This is a genomic window from Cryobacterium sp. TMT2-42-4, assembly GCF_004402645.1.
GTDB classification, from domain to species: domain Bacteria; phylum Actinomycetota; class Actinomycetes; order Actinomycetales; family Microbacteriaceae; genus Cryobacterium; species Cryobacterium sandaracinum.
On sequence record NZ_SOFT01000030.1, the window covers coordinates 52,414 to 69,671 of the forward strand.

Here is a 17,258-nt window from a genome sequence, read left to right on the forward strand (position 1 = left end):
GTTGATTGACTGGCAGAAAGATCAACGCTCTGACCTTGCCGAACGCGGACAACGCCGCATACCCCCTGAGCACCTCTAACCTGACGTTAGGGTAGCGTTTCCATGTCGGCTGTCCTCCCGGGTCCGGCTTCGTTCCCTGCCGGAAGGCCTCATGGCTGTTCTCACGAGTTCGCCCAAATCCACTCGCTATAAGGCCGACCCTTCGGTGCTTACCGCACTGCGCTCCCCGCGCCTGCTGACCCGGGAGGTGCTCGCCGGCCTTGTGGTGGCGATGGCGCTGATTCCGGAGGCGATCTCGTTTTCGATCATCGCCGGCGTCGATCCCCGGGTCGGACTGTTCTCGTCGTTCGTGATGGCGGTGTCGATCGCGTTCCTCGGCGGACGGCCGGCGATGATCACCGCCGCGACCGGCGCAATCGCGCTCGTGATCGCCCCCGTGGCCCGTGAGTACGGGATGGACTACTTCATCGCCACGGTGATCCTGGGCGGGGTCTTCCAGGTGGTGCTCGGGGTGCTCGGCGTGGCGAAGGTGATGCGGTTCATCCCCCGCAGTGTCATGGTCGGCTTCGTCAATGCTCTCGCGATCCTGATCTTCATGGCCCAGCTCCCCCACCTGCTCGGCGTGCCGTGGCTGGTCTACCCGCTGGTCGCCGTGGGGCTGCTGATCATGGTGGTGATGCCCCGCCTCACCAAGATCGTTCCCGCCCCGCTCGTGGCGATCGTGCTGCTCACCGTGGTGGTCGTCGTCACCGCGATCAACGTGCCCTCCGTCGGCGATCAGGGCGAACTGCCGAAGAGCCTGCCCGAGCTGTTCATCCCCAACGTTCCGCTCACCTGGGACACCTTCGCGATCATCGCCCCGTACGCCGTGGCAATGGCTCTCGTGGGTCTGCTCGAGTCCCTGATGACGGCGAAGCTCGTCGACGAGATCACCGACACCCACTCCCGCAAGACCCGCGAGGCCTGGGGCCAGGGCGTCGCCAACATGCTGTCGGGCATCTTCGGCGGCATGGGCGGCTGCGCCATGATCGGCCAGACCATGATCAACGTCAAGGCCTCCGGCGCCCGCACCCGCATCTCCACATTCCTCGCCGGAGTGTTCCTGCTGATCCTCGTCGTCGGCCTCGGCGACCTGGTCGCGATCATCCCAATGGCCGCCCTGGTCGCCGTGATGATCATCGTGGCCGTGCTGACCTTCGACTGGCACAGCATCCGTTGGTCCACCCTGAAACGGATGCCGAAGAGCGAGACGACGGTCATGGTCGCCACCGTCGCGGTCGTCGTGCTCACCCACAACCTCGCGATCGGCGTGATCGTGGGGGTGCTCGTGGCGATGGTCGCCTTCGCCCGCCGGGTCGCCCACTTCGTCAACGTCGAGCGGACCCTGCCCGAGGGTGAGCCTGTGCCCACCGCGTTCTACACGGTCACCGGCGAGCTCTTCTTCGCCTCCAGCAACGACCTCACCACCCAGTTCGAGTACGCGGACGACCCCGACCGCATCGTGATCGACATGACTCGCTCACACATCTGGGACGCCTCGACCGTCGCCGCACTCGACGCGATCACCAACAAGTACGAACGTCACGGCAAACGGGTGATCCTCGTCGGCCTGAACGACGCCAGCACCATCATCCACACCCGTCTCGCCGGGAATCTCGGCGGCGAGTAACCGTGCACCGGAATAAGGCAGTGATGGAAAGAGGCCGCCGATGATCGCGAGATTCGAAGAACTGGACTGGCAGCCGACGCCGATGGGCGAGCTGACTCTTCGGCGTCGGATCGAGCCCACGCTGGGGGTTGAGGTCTTCGAGGTGAAGCTGGGCGAGGAGTTCCTCATGTCCAGCCTCTTCACCGTCGCGGAAAAAGAGCTGGCACACCTGGGCCTCGCTGCAACCGAGGGCGACGAACTGGCCGTGCTCGTCGGCGGACTCGGACTGGGCTACACCGCACTGGCGGCCCTGGCCGACCCGCGCGTGCACGCCCTCACCGTCGTCGACGCCCTTCCCACCGTGATCGACTGGCACCAGCGAGGGCTGCTTCCCACGTCAAGCGCCCTCACCGGCGACGCACGCACCAGACTGCAGGCCGACGACTTCTTCGCACTGATGCGCGCTGAGCCGACGCCCGATTCCCCACGCTACGACGCGATCCTGGTCGACATCGATCACTCGCCGCGCCACCAGCTGGATCCCAGTCATGCCGATCTGTACACCGTTTCTGGTCTGCAGGCGCTCGCGCGTCACCTCCAGGTCGGGGGCATCTTCGCGCTGTGGTCCGACGATCCGCCCGACGACGATTTCATGGCGAGCCTGGGCAGCGTCTTCGTGACGTCCACCGCCCACGTCATCTCCTTCGACAACCGGATCACCGGCGGCACGTCGACCAACACCGTCTTCGTCACCACGACCTGATCTTCAAAACATACTCTTACGTAAGTGTAGAGTTGGGGTGCTGTGATCCGGTAGCGATAGAAGCTGAACCCTCCCCCACGTTTGCAACAGGCAACGATCTTCCCGTGATCACCGCGACGAAACCAGCTGGCCTTGTCTACTGCCAGCGTCAAGGAGATAACAGCTATGACCCACACGTCCACAATGACTCCCACGCAGAGGCTCTCTGATGCGGGAGTCAGCATCTGGCTTGATGACCTGTCGCGGGAGCGAATCCAGTCCGGGAGTTTGAAAGAGCTCATCAAGAATCGGAATGTAGTCGGGGTCACGACCAACCCGACGATCTTCGCGGCGGCCCTCGCCCACGGTGATGCGTACGCCGAGCAGATCAGGGATTTGGCGGGCACAGGTACGAGCGCGGCCGATGCGGTCTTTGAAATCACGAGCACGGACGTTGCCTTGGCGGCGGATATGCTCCGACCCATCTACGTGCAGACCCAGGGGTTCGACGGGCGGGTATCGATCGAGTGTGCGCCCGTGAACGCCCATCGGGCCGATGCCACGATTGCCGAAGCGAAGGCTCTCTGGTCCCGAATCGACCGGCACAACGTGATGATCAAGATTCCCGCTACCGCTGCCGGACTGGAGGCCATCACGGCGGTCATCGGTGCGGGGATCAGCGTCAACGTGACCCTCATTTTTAGTCTGGACCGTTACCGCGAGGTGATCGAAGCGTACCTGGCGGGGCTGGAGAGGGCAAAGAGAGCCGGACTGGACCTGTCCAGCATCCACTCCGTTGCATCCTTCTTCGTATCCAGACTGGACACGGAAATCGACCGCCGCCTGGACGCCATTGGCACGGACGAGGCCCGCGCCCTGCGGGGACAAGCAGGAATCGCCAACGCGAGGCTCGCATACGAGGTCTACCAGGAATCGTTCACTGACCAGCGCGCACAGGGACTGATCGCGGTCGGAGCCAACGAACAACGGCCGCTCTGGGCCTCAACCGGCGTCAAGGACCCGACCAGGCCCGACACGATGTACGTCGTCGAGCTCGCCGCCAGTGATGTCGTGAACACGATGCCCGAACAAACGCTCGAGGCCACCCACGACCATGCCAGTGTTCGGGGTGACACGATCACCGGCTCCTACCCTGCCGCCGTCAAGATCTTGGACAGGATCGCTGCCCTCGGCATCTCCTATGCCGGAGTGACCGACTACCTCGAGGCGGAGGGCCTGAACAAATTCAGGGCGTCCTGGAACGACCTCCTCCAAACCGTGCGCCTGGCCCTGGAGGCAGCCAAATGAGCGTCACGATTCGCCGCAGCCGCGACACGGAATCAGCTGTCCGACGCGCAGTCCCCCTGCTTGTCGCGGATAGGGTCGCCACGCGCCTCTCTGCCCAGGATGCAACCCTGTGGGGAGCTGCCGCGGAGCCGGCCGCCCGAATCAGTCTCGGCTGGACACCGGCAGTCGCCGCCGCCCGGCCCCTCATTCCTGAGATCCTCGCCCTGCGCGATGAACTTGCCGCCGCGGGGATCAGCCACATCGTGCTGGGCGGGCTGGGCGGATCCGCCCTGGCATCGGAGATGATCGCCCGCACCGCCGGGGTCGAGCTCACCGTTCTGGACACCACCGATCCCGACTGGGTGCACGCCGCCCTCCACGACCGCCTGAGCAGCACGGCACTCGTCATCTGCTCGAAGTCGGGCGAAACCATAGAAACAGACAGCCAACTCCGCGCCTACGAGAAGGCATTTGTCGATGCCGGCATCAATCCTCGAGGACGCATCATCGTCGTCACCGACCCTGGCACCCCGCTCGAAGGCAGCGCACGCCACGCTGGCTACTACGTTTTCCTCACTGACCCCCGCATCAGCGGCCGATACTCGGCACTGACGGCCATCGGGCTGGTTCCGGCCGGCCTGGCCGGCGCCGATATCCAGCAGCTCCTGGACGAGGCGGAGGCGATCACCCCGGATCTGGCCGTGGACGCGATCGAGAATCCCGGGTTCGTTCTCGGTGCCGCAATCGCGGCCACCAACCCCCTGCGGGACAAGCTCGGCTTCATCGTCACCGGGACCAGTGCCGTCGGCTTCGATCTCTGGGCCGAACAGCTGATCACCGAGTCCATCGGCAAGCGAGCAGGAGGCCTCTTCCCGTTCACGCTCGCCCCGAACGCACCGGAGCTCGACGCCCGGGAGGCCATGCACCTGCCCGATCTGCAGATCGTACGTCTGGTCGATGACGCCGACTCCTACGAGGACTCCCGGCCGGGAGACATCATCGTCAGCGGTTCTCTGGGCGGCCTGGTCCTCCTATGGGAGTACGCGACCGTGGTGGCCGGACGAATTCTGGGCATCAACCCGTTCGCACAGCCCGACATCGACGCATCGGATATGGCGACGCGCGCACTCGTCCGGATGGGATCTCAACCCGTGCCCCCCGCCCTGACCTCGGAACGGATCGAAGTGCGCGGCTCCGCCGACATCGTCAACGACTCCCATACGCTGAAGGAGGCCGTGGACTCCCTGCTGTCATACCTCGGCGACGACGGCTATGTGGCCGTGCAGGTCTATGCCAACCGCCTGGCCTTCCCCCAACTGGAAGATCTGCGCGACAGCCTGGCCACCAAGGCCCGCCGACCTGTCACCCTGGGCTGGGGTCCTCGATTCCTGCACTCCACCGGCCTCTACCAGGAAGGAGGCTCGGCGAAGGGTGTGTTCCTGCAGATCACAACAACCGGATCCACAGATCTCTTCATCCCGGGTCGCCCATTCACGTTCGAGCAGCTTCTGGCCGCCCAGGCCGCCGGCGACACCCAGGATCTCCTGGACCAGGGACTCCCCGTCATCACACTGACCCTGCCGACACCGGAAACGAACCAGACCCACTTGATGGCGGCACTCGGCTGACGCCGCCCACCCGACCAGCGGCGGCCGCATCGCCCGCATCGATGCGACCGCCGTTGTTCCACCAGCGAACGAAGACCAGAGAACGAAGACCAGAAAGGCTAATCGACTCGTATGACTGAACTGCGATTGGAAATACTGTCCGCCAGCAACGTAGTTGCGGCCAACAACCTGAGTATGAAGCCGGGCCAGGAGCAATTCATCACCCCCGTTTCATATTCGGTGGCAGCCGCGGCGACAAATCCGGCCGTTTCCTGGCAACGAGTGGTGCTGCACGGTGACCAAGTTGTCGGATTCATCCACGGCAACTTCGACCCCGACGCCGAAGAGGAAGAATTTCGGGCGTGCCTCTGGCGCATAAGCGTGCGCGCGGATGCCCAGGGGCAGGGCGTTGGGACGTTTGCCGTCGCCGCCCTCGCCGACGAAGCCCGCAGCCGAGGACTCGATCGCGTCACCGTGATCTGGGAACCCGGGGCGGCCGGGCCGGAGGCCTTCTTCCACCGTGTCGGTTTCACCGACGTCGGGCAGACCCGCTACAGCGAGGTCATCGGGGCGCTCGAGCTCTAGAGGCGACCGCCACGCTCAGGCCCGAGGCCCGTTCAGGGTCAGGGCAGTGGGCCGTTTGGGGAGCAGCTTGTCGCCCGAGGACTGCCGCCTGGCCCGTCGAAACAGCCACGGCGCCAGATAGGTGCGCGCCCAGACGAGATCATCGGTGCGGGCGTTTCGCCAGGTTCCGTCCGCCATCGGTTCGGGGTCATGGGCTTGGAGTGCATTCGTGACATTGAGCGCCGAGAGCACGTTTCGGGCCACCGCCTGATGGCCGAGGGCATTCAAGTGCAGCCGGTTGGCTGCCCACATGCGGGGATCCTGAATCTCGGTCAGGGCCCACAGGTCGGCGACAACGCACTCCTGTCTGACCGCGATGGCGCGCAAATTCTCGTTGTAGATGGCGATCCTGCCGCGAACACCGCGAAATACCGGGGAGAAACCGAGGTCAGGACCGGTGAAAAGAACGATCGTCGCGTTGTCCCGCTTGAGCCGTTCGATGGCGGCCTCGCACCGGACCGCGACCTCATCCGGGTCGCTGCGCGGCCGGATGACGTCATTCCCACCGGCCGAAATCGTGATCAGGTCCGGGCGCAATGAGAGCACCGGCTCGATCTGCTCGTCGACGATCTGCCGGAGCACCTTCCCGCGAACGGCGAGATTCGCGTAGGCGAAGTCGCCTGTGCCGGCGGTGAGCACTTCCGCGATGCGGTCGGCCCAGCCCCGGTACCCGCCCGGGCTGGCCGGTTCCGGATCGCCGATGCCCTCCGTGAAAGAATCGCCCAGAGCCACGTAACGCGACCACGGATGTTGCTTGGTTCCACTATTCATAGTCCTCAGATCTTTGCCTCAACCACAAACACTACTCTTACGTTAGAGTAGATATGTGCGGTTCTTTCTGCACGAAAAGAGGTGGCTGTCATGCTTATCGGTGAATTCGCCGACCGGACCGGACTCTCTCAACGCACGGTCCGGCACTATGACGAGATCAAAGTGCTTCAGGCATCCGGGCGTAGCGAGTGCGGCTACCGTTTCTACGCTCCCGCAGACCTGGACCGGGCCCGTGTCATCCGTGCCATGCGAGCACTCTCGCTAAGCACAACTGAGATCCGGAACGTCCTGGCGACACTGGACCGCATCGATTCCGCCTCCTATGCTCCAACACCGGCCGATCGACGGGAGCTGGAGGTCATGCTGGCCGACGCCGAATGCCGGGAGCACGCTCTGCGTCAGCGGATCGGCGTGGCAAGCGATTTCGTGGAGATGCTCAGCGGCCTCTGACTCCCCCAGCAACAGGTGCCGTGTCACCGTCCCTTCCCGAGGAAAGAAGCAATGATCCATCCCCCAGAGGTGTCCAACCTCGACGTTCTATCCGAGGCCCTCCGCCGTCGCACGTTCGCGGTGATCTCCCATCCCGACGCCGGCAAGTCCACCCTCACGGAGGCGCTTCTCTTGCACGCCCACGCGATCGATAAGGCAGGTGCGGTGCATGGCAAGGCCGGCCGACGAGGAACAGTGTCCGACTGGATGGCCATGGAGCAGGCCCGCGGAATCTCCGTCACCTCGGCCGCGATCCAGTTCCACTATCGCGACACCGTGATCAACCTGGTCGACACCCCTGGCCACGCGGACTTCTCCGAGGACACGTTCCGGGTGCTCTCCGCCGTCGATGCCGCCGTCATGCTTGTCGACGCCAGCAAAGGCCTCGAGGTACAGACGATGAAACTCTTCGACGTGTGCCGGCAGCGCGGCCTGCCCGTCATCACCGTCATCAACAAGTGGGACCGCCCCGGCGAAGACGCCCTCGCCCTGATGGACGAGATCCGGGCCCGCACCGGCCTAGTACCCACGCCACTCACCTGGCCGGTGGGCATCTCGGGAGATTTCCGCGGGGTACTCGATCGCCGGTCCGGCGACTACGTGCGGTACACCCGCACGCCCGGTGGCGCCACGACCGCGGTCGAAGACCGCTTCAGCCCGGCCGACGCCGAAACCGAAGAAGGAGACGCCTGGGTGACAGCGTCCGAGGAATCCAGCCTGCTCCGAGTCGAGGGCCAGGACCATGACGAGGCCCGATTCCTTGCCGGGGAAACCACACCCGTCCTGTTCTGTGCGGCCGTGCTGAACTTCGGCGTGCAGCAGCTTTTGGAAACTCTGGTCGAATCCGCCCCACCGGCCGAAGCGCGAGCCGATATCGCCGGCCGCCGCCGCCCCGTCAACGCCGCCTTCTCCGGATTCGTGTTCAAGGTCCAATCCGGGATGAACGCCGCACATCGCGACCACGTCGCATTCGTCCGCGTCTGCTCCGGAGTCTTCCACCGCGGGATGGTCGTCACCCACGCCGCCAGCGGACGGCCGTTCGCCACCAAGTACGCCCAGCAGATGTTCGGTCAGGAACGCAAAACGGCCGACGAAGCCTGGCCCGGCGACGTGGTCGGCCTGATCAATGCGGCATCCCTGCGCGTCGGAGACTCCCTCTACGACCAGGACCCGGTCGAATTTCCGCCCATGCCCCTGTTCGCACCCGAGCATTTCCGGGTGGCACACCCGGCAGACAGCAGCAAACACAAACAGTTTCGGCGCGGCATCGACCAGCTCGACCACGAGGGCGTCATCCAGGTCATGCGTTCAGAACTGCGCGGTGACCAGGCACCGGTGCTCGGCGCGGTCGGACCGATGCAGTTCGAAGTCGTCGAGGAACGCATGACACACGACTTCGGCGCCGCCATCCGTCTGGAAGCCCTGCCCTACCAGCTCGCCCGGCGCACCGACCGGGAGAGCGCCGAGATCCTCGGGCACGACCGCCAGGTCGAAGTGCTGCTGCGCTCCGACGGCACCCTCCTGGCCCTGTTCAGCACTCCGTGGCGGCTGCGCAACACCGTCAGGGACCACCCCGAGCTGACACTCGAGGATCTCGCCACGGGCAGCACCGCGGTTCCCACCGACTACTAGGCCCGCTCCTCACCGGGGTACAGAGATGGGCGGCCGCAATACGCGGCCGCCCATTCGACGTGCTGGTGACGCCTCGCCGGTTAGGCGTCCACGACGACCGAGGTGATAACCGGGATGCGGCGGTACTTACGCTGCATCCACCGGGTCACGCTCTGCGTGAAGATGTCCTCGAGTTCGGACCCGGTGACGGTCTTGACCTTGTTCGCGGCGGCGAGGGCGTCGTCGATCGACTTGGTCGCACCTCGAATCCACTCGTCATCCTGCACGAAGCCGCGCGCGATGAACTCCACCGGCTCGACGAGCAGGCCCGTGCGGGTGTCCAGGATGCCGAGGATCGTCAGGGCGCCGTCTTCGGAGAGCTGGACCCGGTCGGCGAGGGCCTCATCCGACCCTTCACCGCCCACGGTCATCCCGTGCACGAAGACGAGGTCGGCCGCGACTCGGCCGGTGACCTTGGCGACGCCGTCGACGAGGTCGACGACCACGCCGTCTTCCACGACCAGGACCTGTTCCTCGTCGACACCGGTACGGATAGCGAGGTTCGCGTTGGCGGTGAGGTGACGCCATTCGCCGTGCACGGGCATGACGTTCTTGGGCTTGACGATGTTGTAGCAGTATGTGAGCTCGCCGGCCGACGCGTGGCCGGAGACGTGCACCTTGGCGTTGCCCTTGTGCACGACGTTGGCACCCCAGCGGGTGAGCCCGTTGATGACCCGGTAGATCGAGTTCTCGTTGCCGGGGATCAGCGAGCTGGCCAGCAGCACGGTGTCACCCTCCCCGATCTTGATGGTGTGCTCACGGTTGGCCATGCGCGCCAGTGCGGCCATCGGTTCACCCTGCGAACCGGTGCAGATAAGCACGACCTTATTGTCCTTCATCCGTTCCAGGGCCTTGGCGTCCACGAGCAGTCCCTGCGGGATGTCGAGGAAGCCGAGCTTCGCGGCGATGCCCATGTTGCGCACCATCGACCGGCCGACGAAGGCCACCTTGCGATCGTGACGGGCGGCAGCGTCGATGACCTGCTGAATGCGGTGCACGTGGCTGGCGAAACTGGAGACGATGATGCGGCGCGGCGCCGTGCGGAACACGGCGTCGATGGCCGGGCGGATGTCGCCCTCGGTGGTGGTGAATCCGGGCACGTCGGCGTTCGTCGAGTCAACCAGGAACAGGTCGACGCCCTCGGTGCCGAGCCGGGCGAAGCCGGGCAGGTCGGTGAGACGGTGATCGAGCGGGAACTGGTCCATCTTGAAGTCACCGGTGTGCAACACCAGGCCGGCCTCGGTGCGGATCGCGATGGCAAGCCCGTCAGGGATGGAGTGGTTCACGGCGAGGAACTCGAGGTCGAACGGGCCGGCCTTGCGGCGCTGCCCTTCCTTGACCTCGATCAGGCGCGGCGTGATGCGGTGCTCTTCGAGCTTGGCGCTGATGAAAGCCAGGGTCAGTTCCGACCCGATGATCGGGATGTCCTTGCGCTCACGCAGCAGGTACGGGACCCCGCCGATGTGGTCTTCGTGGCCGTGGGTGAGAACGATCGCCTCGATGTCCTGCAGCCGGTCCTGGATGGAGGAGAAGTCGGGCAGGATCACGTTGATGCCGGGCTGGTTCTCCTCGGGGAAGAGCACGCCGCAGTCCACGATCAGGAGCTTGCCCTGGTGTTCGAAGACGGTCATGTTGCGGCCGATCTCGCCCAGGCCTCCGAGCGGCGTCACGCGGAGGCCGCGCTTGGGCAGAGGCGGCGGGGTGGACAGGTCAAGCTGATGCTTGGTCAAAGTAACTCATTTCTTGGTGCGAGGCCGGTCGCATACCAGCGTGCCGGTCTCAGTGTTCAGGCTTGTCGTTGCCTACGGATACGGGGATAAAAGGGTCTGGGAGGAAGTCCGCCACATTGCTCGCGATGAGCTCGGTCTCGGGAACGGTCAATCGATCGATGAAACCGAACGCGAGTTGCTGCGTTGCCGATGCGGCAACACTGGTTTCAAGGCTGAACGGTGAGGTCATCCAGAGGGACAGGGCTCGCTGCGAATCATTGGCGGCAACAGCACCCGTGAAGTCATCGACGAAGGTCGGTCGCGGCTTCCCGAACGAGCCGGTGTCCACTGGAGCCTCGGACTGGGTACACGTCACGGCGATGTAGTACCGCGCGACCGTATAGACGAAAAGGAAGGCCGGGCCACCCGAGCTGCCCTCCCGCGCTTTCTCATCCATGGCTCTCATTTCGAAGACCCATTCCTCGCGCTCGGCGTGCCGAGCCAGGAGCAGAGCGATTTTGGTGAGCATGAAGTCCTGGATCAGGTGCTGATCGGTGCGGGCCAGCGGATGAACGAACATGAATTGCTCCTCTCCAGAGCGCGAGTGGCAAGATGCCCCCACCCGTCAACCCTACCGTGACGTAAGGGATGAGTACCTCCCTCGGTTGCGGCCCGGAGCGAACACCAAGTCGCACCCTCCTCTTACGTGAGAGTAAGGTAGACAGATCGTATGTGGCAAAACGCTCCCGTGCGTTCCCCTCCCGTGAAAGGTCTCGTGTCGTCTCCCGCAGCACCCCCCAGTACCGAAGCCTCGCACCCGTCGAGACTCAGCGACAGTGCATCAGCGGGCCGGTCCCGCTCTCGCCGGCCGGTTCCGTGGACCTGGGTGGGCCTGGTGGGCGCGGCCGGATTGATCTCGGTCATGACGGCACCGGGCCAAACAGCCGGATTGTCGGTATTCACCGATCCGCTCATCGCCGAGCTGGGGGTGTCTCGCACCGACATCTCCGTCAGCTACCTGATCGGAACGCTCCTGGGCGCGAGCGCCCAACCCGTGGTCGGCCGGGCCCTGGACCGGTGGGGTGCACGTCCAGTCACGATCAGCCTCGGAGCCGCCTTCGCCCTAATCCTGTTCTCGCTCAGCTTCGTCGGTGAGATCGGTGGCCTCACCGCCGGGTTCGTGGGCGTGCGGATGGTCGGACAGGGGGCTCTGACCCTCGCCACCACGACCGCAGTCGCCCGCGCCATCCACCATCGACGGGGCCTCGCCCTGGGACTGACCAGCGCGATCGGTTCAGCCGGAATCTCCCTGGCCCCGATCGGTCTGGAACGACTCATCGCCGTGGTCGGCATCCACAACGCCTGGCGGTGGGAAGCGGCTGCGGTGGCCGTAATCGTGATTCCACTTGCCTTCGCATTCCCTCGCCGCAGCCGCCGCACTGTGCCAACGGGGCTAACAGGGTCAACAGTGCAAACGGGGCCAACAGTGCCGTCAACGGCCCAGATCACCATTCAGGGTGTCTCCTGGACGCTGCCGGAGGCCATCCGGACCGGCATGTTCTGGCTCCTCGCGGCCAGCCTGGCCACCTCGGGCATGCTCACCACCGGACTCGCCTTCCACCAGATCGCCCTGCTGGGCGAGCAGGGGCTCAGCCCGCTGGAAGCCGCGGCGAACTTCCTCCCCCAGACGATCACAGGCATCCTGGCAACCGTGCTCACGGGCAGCCTCGTCGACCGGGTCAACCCGAAACTGATCATGGTGTTCGCAATGAGCACGCTGACCGCGGCCCTCCTGATGCTGCCGCTGGTCGGCTCCGGTTGGACCGCCGTCGTCTACGGCCTGGTGCTGGGTGCGGCCGGCGGCAGCCTCCGAGGCATGGAAGCGGCCTCCTACGTTCGCTTCTACGGCACCCTGCACATCGGCAGCATCCGTGGTGTGGCCATGTCGATCAGCCTGGCTTCGACGGCGTTCGGGCCGGTGGCATTCTCACTGGGATTCGATGCGACCGGAGGGTTCACCATACCGGCGATGGTGCTGGCGCTGATTCCGATCAGCGTGGCCGTCCTGGCGCTCTTCGTGAGGCCGCCACGGCACGCCTGACTACTGGCGACGCAGCAGGTCCAGGAACTCGTCCGCCATCTTCAGCTGGTCGCGCAGCTTCTCGCGCCGCTCGACCGCGAGGCGGATGAAGTTGCTCAGCTCCTCGCGCACCTCCGGGTTGTCCGAGCCCGACTCCCCGCCCTGGAGTATGTCGATGACCTTCAGCAGTTCGATCATTTCCTCGAGCGAGAACCCGAGCGGCTTCATCCGGCGAATCAGGATCAGCCGCGACAGGTCTTCCTGCGTGTAGAGCCGGAACCCGCCTTCGGTGCGACCGGACGCCTTGAGCAGGCCGATTTCGTCGTAGTGACGAATCGTGCGCAACGACAATCCGGTCTTCTCGGCCAGCTCGCCGATGTGCATCGTTCCGGTCGCTGTATCCGCGGTCATCTGGGATCCTTTCGTTGATCAGCTAACACCCAACCCTAACGTTAGAGTAGTGTTGCGAGTGTTGGCTGACACTACGGTGTGAGCCCACCCTCCATTGTCGTCTGTGACAATGTCGATCTGCGCATCGAGGCGCCCCTCCCCCGTTCTTTTTCCATCCCGGTTTCTCATTGAGACCCTCTCACCGGAGGCCCCATGGCCCTGCTCCAAAAAACCCCCACGCCCAACCGCTACCAGGCCGAACCGACGGTGATGACCGCGCTCCGCACGCCGCGCATCCTCACCCGTGAAGTACTCGCCGGCCTCGTCGTGGCGATGGCACTCATCCCCGAAGCCATCGCCTTCTCGATCATCGCCGGTGTCAACCCGCGCGTCGGCCTGTTCTCGTCGTTCGTCATGGCCGTGTCTATATCGTTCCTCGGCGGTCGGCCCGCGATGATTACTGCAGCGACTGGCGCGATCGCGCTTGTCATCGCCCCGGTGGCCCGCGACTACGGCCTGGACTATTTCATCGCCACCGTCATACTCGCCGGCGTCTTCCAGGTCATCCTGGCCGTGATCGGCGTGGCCAAGATCATGCGGTTCATCCCGCGCAGCGTCATGGTCGGCTTCGTCAACGCCCTCGCCATCCTCATCTTCACGGCCCAACTGCCGCAGCTGCTCAATGTGCCGTTCATGGTCTACCCGCTCGTCGCGGTCGGCATCCTCATCATGATCGTGATGCCTCGCCTCACCAAGGTCATCCCCGCACCGCTCGTGTCGATCGTCGTGCTGACCATCGCCACCGTCGTGATCGCGATCAACGTGCCCACCATCGGCGACCAGGGCGACCTGCCCGACAGTCTGCCCCAGCTGTTCCTCCCCAACGTGCCACTGACCTGGGAGACTTTCACGATCATCGCCCCGTTCGCCCTCGGCATGGCGCTGGTCGGCATCCTCGAGTCGCTGATGGCCGCGAAGATCGTCGACGAAGTCACCGACACCCACTCGCACAAGACCCGCGAAGCCTGGGGCCAGGGAGTTGCGAACATGCTCTCCGGCTTCTTCGGCGGCATGGGCGGCTGCGCCATGATCGGCCAGACCATGATCAACGTGAAGGCCTCCGGCGCCCGCACCCGCATCTCCACCTTCCTCGCCGGAATCTTCCTCCTGGTCCTGGTCCTCGGGCTCGGCGACCTGCTCGCGGTCGTGCCGATGGCCGCCCTGGTATCGGTCATGATCATCGTGGCCTACCTCACCTTCGACTGGCACAGCATCCGCTGGAGCACCCTCAAGCGCATGCCCAAGAGCGAAACGGCCGTCATGGTCTCGACCGTGATCGTGATCGTGCTCACCCATAACCTGGCCATCGGCGTCATCGTGGGGGTCATCGTCGCCATGGTGGCCTTCGCCCGCCGCGTCGCCCACTTCGTGAACGTGGAGCGCACCCTCCCCGAAGACGAACCCGTCCCCACCGCCTGCTACACCGTCACCGGGGCCCTGTTCTTCGCCTCCAGCAACGACCTCACCACGCAGTTCGAGTACGCGGACGACCCCGACCGCATCGTGATCGATGTGTCGAACTCGCACATCTGGGATGCCTCCACCGTCGCCGCGCTCGACGCGATCACCAACAAATACGAGCGCCACGGCAAGCGCGTCGTCATCGTGGGCATGAACGAAGCCAGCTCGACAATGCACACCCGCCTCGCGGGGAACCTCGGCGGCGGCCACTGAGCCCCGACACAAACAAAGACGAGTGGCCCCGCCAATTGGCGGGGCCACTCGTCTTTTTCCCTGTGAGCTCTAAGCCCGGATCGGCGACACTCTCGGCGCATCCGAGATGAAGCGGCCGACACGGGACCGCGGCTCGGCGTGGCTGACATAGCCGGTGGCCTCGGCGGCCTGAGGGGACGTCAAGGTGACGTAGCCCCCGATCCCGTCGATGCGAGTGGTTGTTGATACGTAGGAATTTGAGTTCACTGTGCTCCTTGCAAAGTTGCAGACCCGCTCAGCGCGTCGGCGATCGTGGATCGCTCGAGAGCGCGCGAATGAGCCTTCTTGATAATTGTCAGGTTGTTGGCCTCTGACGAATACCAACCAACCCGATCCGCCAACTCTACCGTAACGTAAGTGTTAAGTCTTGCGAGCGATCACTTGTTGATCGCTTGGAGCCATGGGACGGCTGCCAGTAACCAGGGCCCGCGGGCCTATTTCTGTACTCGCGTGGGTGCGGTCCCCACCATTCCCACCCCGGGACTACTCGGGGAGCAGCTCGAACATGACGCCGGTATTCAGAACCCTGATCCGCAGGCGTTTGAGGCTAGGAACCACGAGGTCAGCGTCAAGCTGGTCCGCCGTATACGTTCCGACAACACCGATCGTCAGGCATCCGGCAGCACGACCTGCTTCGAGGCCGGTGGGGGCGTCTTCGACCACGACGCACCGGCGCGGATCCGCACCCAGTCGAGCAGCCGCCGCCAGGAACGGCTCGGGGAACGGCTTGCCGCGCGGCGTGTCATCCATGGTCACGACGGTCGCCGGCACGGGGAAGCCTGCGGACTCAAGCCGGGCGAGGCACAGCGCACGGGAGCAGGAGGTGACGATGGCCCGGCGGTCCTCGGGCAGGGACTGCATGAGCTCCGCCGCCCCAGGGAGGACTACGACGCCCTCGAGGTCGCCGAGCTCAAGCTCGAGGACCCGCGCGATGGACCACTCGATTTTGTCCTCTGGGACGTGGCGGGCGACCATCTGCCGGGCTGGCACACCGTGCTCAACGCCGGTGAACGAGGGGCCGAGGCCCGCTTCTGCGCCCCAACGCATCCAGGACCGATTCGCAGCCCGCGTCGAGTCGACCAGGGTGCCGTCCATATCGAAGAGAACCGCGTCGAAAACCCGGCCGAGGAAAACGTGTCCCAGGGTGCTCTCGATGGCGGCATCCGCGGTGCCTACGGCGGTGACGAGTCCTTGTGTCATGTTGTGTTTCCTTCCGTGAAGCCGCGACTGCCAGCTTCGGTACTTCCCCAATTCTCCCTCGTCTCCGGCCTCAGCAAGCTGGTCGTCGACAGTAGATCAACGATGGCGGCGGGATCGAGCTTTAGCGAGACTGCGATGAAGTGTTTCTCTTAAGCCGCGACGACTAGTTGTAACTCCCAGAGATCTTGTGAGTGTCAGAGCCCAGACCTACACTCCCCATATCGAATAAACGTTCGATAGCAGGGGTTGGAGGTACGAATGCGGCAGAGCTTCCCGCACCTCCACGTTGCCTCCGCATACTCCCCGCATTACGGCGTCACCATGCCCGACGCCCTCGTCGACCAGGCCGCGGCCGCCGGCGCTGACTTCCTCGCCCTCACCGACCGCGACGGACTGTACGGGGCTGTCAAACACGTGCGGGCAAGCGCGGCCGCCGGGATCCGGGCGGGCCTCGGCGCGGACCTGGCCGTCCACGATGATGAGCACCGGCCGCTCGGCCGGGTGACCCTGCTTGCCCACGGCGCGGATGGCCGCGGGTACGCCGCACTCTGCCGGGCCGTGAGTTCCGCGCACGAGGCCGGCCGGGTGCCGAGCATCGACCGGCGCCGGCTCGCCACCTGGGCGGAGGGACGCACCCTGACCGTGCTCCTCGGGCCGCTCTCGGATGTGGGGCTCGCGGTAGAACGCCGGGACAGTGCCGAGTCGGTCGCTGGGTTGCGCGCGTGGCTCCGCGTTATGCCGATCGGCACGGTCACCCTCGAAGTCGTCTGCCACCTCACCCCGCTCGCCCAACTCGAGGAACCGCAGGCGAACGGGCAAGCCTGGCTGAAAGACGCACAGCACATGCGCCAGGTCGCCCGCATGGTTGTCGACGCCGGCGCCCGGAACCCCGACGCCCTCGACCAACTCCTGCAGGCGACCCTCGAGCTGGCGGACCGGTGCGCCCTGGACCCGGCCGCAGATATCGGACTCGGCACGCCGAGGATGCCGGAAGCCTCGATCATCGGCGTCGTTGGTGACCCGGTCGCTGAGTTGTGGCGGCGTGCCCGGCATGGCATCGACGACCGCTACGCCGGCACCACCCTCGCCCGTGCCGCGCACCTGGAGCTCGCGCATGAGATGGAGACGGTCGAGCACCTCGGGTTCGCCGCGTACTTCTTGACCGTGGCCCGGGTCGCCGACCTGATCCGGGGCATGGGCGTCCGGGTGCAAGCCCGGGGTTCCGGGGTCGGCTCGGTCTTGAACTACGCGCTCCGCACCTCCTCGG

Annotated in this window: 16 protein-coding genes; 10 read left to right on the plus strand and 6 right to left on the minus strand. The window is 65.2% G+C overall.

Annotated elements, in window-relative coordinates:
• Positions 1-151: 151 nt before the first annotated feature.
• The 5 genes from E3O18_RS10475 (at position 152) to E3O18_RS10495 (ending at position 5,869) form a co-directional block, all read left to right on the plus strand.
• Positions 152-1,669 (plus strand): SulP family inorganic anion transporter, encoded by a 1,518-nt coding sequence (locus tag E3O18_RS10475; protein ID WP_134418060.1) that lies wholly within the window; start codon positions 152-154, stop codon positions 1,667-1,669.
• Positions 1,670-1,709: 40 nt separating this feature from the next.
• Entirely contained in the window at positions 1,710-2,411 is a 702-nt protein-coding gene (locus E3O18_RS10480) for a spermidine synthase (protein WP_134418061.1), read from the plus strand.
• A gap of 165 nt (positions 2,412-2,576) precedes the next feature.
• A complete protein-coding gene (gene tal / locus E3O18_RS10485) occupies positions 2,577-3,698 on the plus strand; it encodes a transaldolase (RefSeq protein WP_134418063.1) in 1,122 nt (373 codons plus the stop codon).
• Entirely contained in the window at positions 3,695-5,305 is a 1,611-nt protein-coding gene (locus E3O18_RS10490) for a glucose-6-phosphate isomerase (RefSeq protein WP_134395349.1), read from the plus strand. Before tal ends, E3O18_RS10490 begins: the two co-directional genes overlap by 4 nt.
• Before the next feature lie 111 nt (positions 5,306-5,416).
• On the plus strand, positions 5,417-5,869 hold the full coding sequence (locus E3O18_RS10495) for a GNAT family N-acetyltransferase (RefSeq protein WP_134395350.1): 453 nt from the start codon (positions 5,417-5,419) through the stop codon (positions 5,867-5,869).
• Positions 5,870-5,884: 15 nt separating this feature from the next.
• On the opposite strand, the gene E3O18_RS10500 is transcribed toward E3O18_RS10495, so the two are convergent.
• Positions 5,885-6,679: an SGNH/GDSL hydrolase family protein gene (locus E3O18_RS10500; RefSeq protein WP_134418064.1), complete on the minus strand. Its 795-nt coding sequence runs from the start codon at positions 6,677-6,679 to the stop codon at positions 5,885-5,887.
• Between the two features lie 90 nt (positions 6,680-6,769).
• On the opposite strand from E3O18_RS10500, the gene E3O18_RS10505 reads away from it, so the two are divergent.
• Together E3O18_RS10505 and E3O18_RS10510 are read left to right on the plus strand one after the other, a co-directional pair.
• Positions 6,770-7,129 (plus strand): MerR family transcriptional regulator, encoded by a 360-nt coding sequence (locus E3O18_RS10505; protein ID WP_134395352.1) that lies wholly within the window; start codon positions 6,770-6,772, stop codon positions 7,127-7,129.
• 51 nt (positions 7,130-7,180) lie between these two features.
• On the plus strand, positions 7,181-8,800 hold the full coding sequence (locus tag E3O18_RS10510; protein ID WP_134418065.1) for a peptide chain release factor 3: 1,620 nt from the start codon (positions 7,181-7,183) through the stop codon (positions 8,798-8,800).
• An 80-nt stretch (positions 8,801-8,880) separates the two neighbouring features.
• Here E3O18_RS10510 and E3O18_RS10515 read toward each other — a convergent pair whose 3' ends face one another.
• Both E3O18_RS10515 and E3O18_RS10520 read right to left on the minus strand, forming a co-directional pair.
• Complete coding sequence (locus E3O18_RS10515; RefSeq protein ID WP_198410566.1) at positions 8,881-10,569, minus strand: ribonuclease J; 1,689 nt, start codon at positions 10,567-10,569, stop codon at positions 8,881-8,883.
• 49 nt (positions 10,570-10,618) lie between these two features.
• On the minus strand, positions 10,619-11,128 hold the full coding sequence (locus E3O18_RS10520; protein WP_134395354.1) for a hypothetical protein: 510 nt from the start codon (positions 11,126-11,128) through the stop codon (positions 10,619-10,621).
• A 342-nt stretch (positions 11,129-11,470) separates the two neighbouring features.
• On the opposite strand from E3O18_RS10520, the gene E3O18_RS10525 reads away from it, so the two are divergent.
• Positions 11,471-12,649 carry an MFS transporter gene (locus tag E3O18_RS10525; RefSeq protein WP_134395355.1) on the plus strand — a complete coding sequence of 393 codons (1,179 nt, stop codon included), beginning with the start codon at positions 11,471-11,473 and terminating at the stop codon, positions 12,647-12,649.
• Here the strand turns inward: E3O18_RS10525 and E3O18_RS10530 are convergent, their stop codons facing one another.
• The gene (locus E3O18_RS10530) at positions 12,650-13,039 is read right to left on the minus strand and encodes a MerR family transcriptional regulator (RefSeq protein WP_134418066.1); all 390 of its coding nucleotides are present in this window, start codon (positions 13,037-13,039) and stop codon (positions 12,650-12,652) included.
• 192 nt (positions 13,040-13,231) lie between these two features.
• On the opposite strand from E3O18_RS10530, the gene E3O18_RS10535 reads away from it, so the two are divergent.
• A complete protein-coding gene (locus tag E3O18_RS10535) occupies positions 13,232-14,752 on the plus strand; it encodes a SulP family inorganic anion transporter (protein ID WP_134418067.1) in 1,521 nt (506 codons plus the stop codon).
• 69 nt (positions 14,753-14,821) lie between these two features.
• On the opposite strand, the gene E3O18_RS16140 is transcribed toward E3O18_RS10535, so the two are convergent.
• Both E3O18_RS16140 and E3O18_RS10540 read right to left on the minus strand, forming a co-directional pair.
• The gene (locus E3O18_RS16140) at positions 14,822-14,998 is read right to left on the minus strand and encodes a hypothetical protein (protein WP_166784553.1); all 177 of its coding nucleotides are present in this window, start codon (positions 14,996-14,998) and stop codon (positions 14,822-14,824) included.
• A gap of 276 nt (positions 14,999-15,274) precedes the next feature.
• The gene (locus tag E3O18_RS10540) at positions 15,275-15,991 is read right to left on the minus strand and encodes an HAD-IA family hydrolase (RefSeq protein WP_134395358.1); all 717 of its coding nucleotides are present in this window, start codon (positions 15,989-15,991) and stop codon (positions 15,275-15,277) included.
• Positions 15,992-16,249: 258 nt separating this feature from the next.
• On the opposite strand from E3O18_RS10540, the gene E3O18_RS10545 reads away from it, so the two are divergent.
• Positions 16,250-17,258 (plus strand): PHP domain-containing protein (locus E3O18_RS10545; RefSeq protein WP_134418068.1); only part of this gene is annotated, 1,009 nt, incomplete at its 3' end.

Bases quoted from the DNA above. Each gene is read 5' to 3' on its own strand.
- E3O18_RS10475 (WP_134418060.1), top strand. From the start codon at position 152: ATGGCTGTTCTCACGAGTTCGCCCAAATCCACTCGCTATAAGGCCGAC.
- E3O18_RS10480 (WP_134418061.1), top strand. From the start codon at position 1,710: ATGATCGCGAGATTCGAAGAACTGGACTGGCAGCCGACGCCGATGGGC.
- tal (WP_134418063.1), top strand. From the start codon at position 2,577: ATGACCCACACGTCCACAATGACTCCCACGCAGAGGCTCTCTGATGCG.
- E3O18_RS10490 (WP_134395349.1), top strand. From the start codon at position 3,695: ATGAGCGTCACGATTCGCCGCAGCCGCGACACGGAATCAGCTGTCCGA.
- E3O18_RS10495 (WP_134395350.1), top strand. From the start codon at position 5,417: ATGACTGAACTGCGATTGGAAATACTGTCCGCCAGCAACGTAGTTGCG.
- E3O18_RS10500 (WP_134418064.1), bottom strand. From the start codon at position 6,679: ATGAATAGTGGAACCAAGCAACATCCGTGGTCGCGTTACGTGGCTCTG.
- E3O18_RS10505 (WP_134395352.1), top strand. From the start codon at position 6,770: ATGCTTATCGGTGAATTCGCCGACCGGACCGGACTCTCTCAACGCACG.
- E3O18_RS10510 (WP_134418065.1), top strand. From the start codon at position 7,181: ATGATCCATCCCCCAGAGGTGTCCAACCTCGACGTTCTATCCGAGGCC.
- E3O18_RS10520 (WP_134395354.1), bottom strand. From the start codon at position 11,128: ATGTTCGTTCATCCGCTGGCCCGCACCGATCAGCACCTGATCCAGGAC.
- E3O18_RS10525 (WP_134395355.1), top strand. From the start codon at position 11,471: ATGACGGCACCGGGCCAAACAGCCGGATTGTCGGTATTCACCGATCCG.
- E3O18_RS10530 (WP_134418066.1), bottom strand. From the start codon at position 13,039: ATGACCGCGGATACAGCGACCGGAACGATGCACATCGGCGAGCTGGCC.
- E3O18_RS10535 (WP_134418067.1), top strand. From the start codon at position 13,232: ATGGCCCTGCTCCAAAAAACCCCCACGCCCAACCGCTACCAGGCCGAA.
- E3O18_RS10540 (WP_134395358.1), bottom strand. From the start codon at position 15,991: ATGACACAAGGACTCGTCACCGCCGTAGGCACCGCGGATGCCGCCATC.